Annotated in this window: 2 protein-coding genes; one reads left to right on the top strand and one right to left on the bottom strand. The window is 36.7% G+C overall.

Translation table 11 applies throughout. The features are described from left to right. The first annotated feature begins 289 nt into the window (after nucleotides 1–289). A complete protein-coding gene (gene hemB / locus IHO13_RS02670) occupies nucleotides 290–1,291 on the top strand; it encodes a porphobilinogen synthase (RefSeq protein WP_225538155.1) in 1,002 nt (333 codons plus the stop codon). Between the two features lie 17 nt (nucleotides 1,292–1,308). On the opposite strand, the gene IHO13_RS02665 is transcribed toward hemB, so the two are convergent. Beyond that, nucleotides 1,309–2,078: helix-hairpin-helix domain-containing protein (locus tag IHO13_RS02665; RefSeq protein WP_368666873.1), on the bottom strand; the 770-nt coding region annotated here is incomplete at its 5' end.

The following is a 2,078-nucleotide window of genomic DNA, read 5'->3' as shown; positions in this document are numbered from 1 at the left end:
CTAGTAAATTTCTTAAGTATTTTTTACTAAAGTAGCATCCTGGATCCCAGCGTCAGCTATTTGGATGGCAAGAGAAGGGGGGTACTTGGATGATACCATTGTTGACCGGCAAAACGGTATCTTTAATTTGTCCTGTTACCATTGAGATTTTATATAAGAAATCTATTTTTTTATAGCAAATATATTGCTTTTCAGAAAAATATTAATAGCATTGAATAAGACTCTAATATTAGTTTTGACTACCTCAGTTCTTCTGTCAGGTTAAGTTTTGTCTAGCACAATAAATACGATGTTTAATTTTCCAAACACACGGTTAAGGCGTAGACGATCAAGTAAATGGATTCGCAACTTAACAAGTGAAAGTATTTTATCATTAAACGACTTGATTTTTCCCCTGTTTGTTCACGGTAGAGAAGAAACAACCGAACCAATTCCTGGCTTACCTGGCATAAAATGTTACTCGATAGACGAATTGGTTTCCATAGCTCAGGAAGTTGAGGATTTAGGAATTAATGCTATTGCAATTTTCCCTGTAGTTGACAGTAAATTAAAATCTGAAAATGCTGAGGAAGCATACAGTCTGGACAATTTAATCTGCAAAGCAATTCGTGCTGTAAAATTAAAGGTGCCGGGCATTGGCATTATCGCAGACGTTGCACTTGATCCATACACCACTCATGGTCATGATGGCATTTTAAAAAACAATCGGATAGACGTAGAAAACGATGAAACTGTGCCAGTGTTGCTAAAGCAAGCACTTGCTTTAGCAAAAGCGGGATGTGATATAGTTGCCCCTTCTGATATGATGGATGGTAGAATAGGGAAAATAAGAAAAGCATTAGATGATAATGGCTTTCAAGATGTATCAATACTATCTTATGCAGTGAAATACTGCTCCAGCTTCCATGCACCATTCAGACAAGTTATCGGTTCATGCGTACCATCCAGTTCTATTGATAAAAGTGGCTATCAAATGGATTACAGAAATGCAAGAGAGGCAATTTGCGAAGTCGAAATGGATATAAATGAAGGTGCAGATTTTATTATGATAAAACCAGGTATGCCATACTTGGATGTAATAAAAACAGCAAGCGATAAGTTCAATTTTCCAATTTTTGCTTACCAAGTAAGTGGTGAGTACGCAATGATAAAAGCTGCAACAAACAATGGCTGGCTGGATTATGACAAAGTAATTTATGAGTCTTTAATTGGCTTTAAACGCGCAGGTGCGAGTGCAATATTCACCTATGCTGCACTTGATGTTGCAAAAAATTTGAGGCAAGAAGCGTAACACACACTGTAGAAAGTTTACTTTTTGTCATTCAAATGTTCAAGAACAGCTTTTGCTAATTCCTTACTAATCCTAGCTACGCTCTGAACTTCGGCCAGGGAAGCTTTGCTTATGTTTTCCACTGAACCAAAATGAAACATCAACGCATTTTTTCTTTTGCCACCAATGCCAGTTATTTTACTTAACGTTGAAACGAAAGGCTGTTTATCGCGCTTTTTTCTATGTGAAGCGACTGCAAAACGATGAGCCTCATTACGCAGCGATTGTAAATAAAGCATGACTTTGCTGTCATTTGCTAGAGTAAATTCTTCTCTGCCCGGCATATAAAATCTCTCATTCCCTGCGTTGCGATAGGAACCCTTTGCCATGCAAGCAAAAGGAATATTTATATTCAATATTTCTAATACATTTTTTACTATGGAGACATGCCCAGGCCCACCATCAATCAATAGAAAATCGGGAATTATGTCTTTTATCTTACCGGAGAAACGTCTGGTCAGCACCTCTCTCATCATTTTATAGTCATCACCTGAAATTTCTTCTTTTATAGTAAATTTTCTGTATTCACTTCTTAAAAAACCTTCCTGCCCTGCAACAATCATCACACCAACTTGTTGATTTCTAGATGTATGGCTATTATCATAAACCTCGATACGCTTTGGAACATTTGGTAACAAGAAAACTTTACTAAGCCCCTCAAGTTTTTCCAGACTTTTTTTATAATCAGTAAGCTTCTGCTTCAAGCTATGCTGAGAATTATCATAAACGAATTTCAACAAACTATGTT

This window comes from Wolbachia endosymbiont of Mansonella perstans (assembly GCF_020278605.1).
Lineage (GTDB): Bacteria > Pseudomonadota > Alphaproteobacteria > Rickettsiales > Anaplasmataceae > Wolbachia.
This window is presented reverse-complemented; position numbering and strand designations above follow the sequence as displayed.

Excerpts from the sequence above, each read along its gene's own strand:
- hemB (WP_225538155.1), top strand. The coding sequence starts at position 290 with ATGTTTAATTTTCCAAACACACGGTTAAGGCGTAGACGATCAAGTAAA.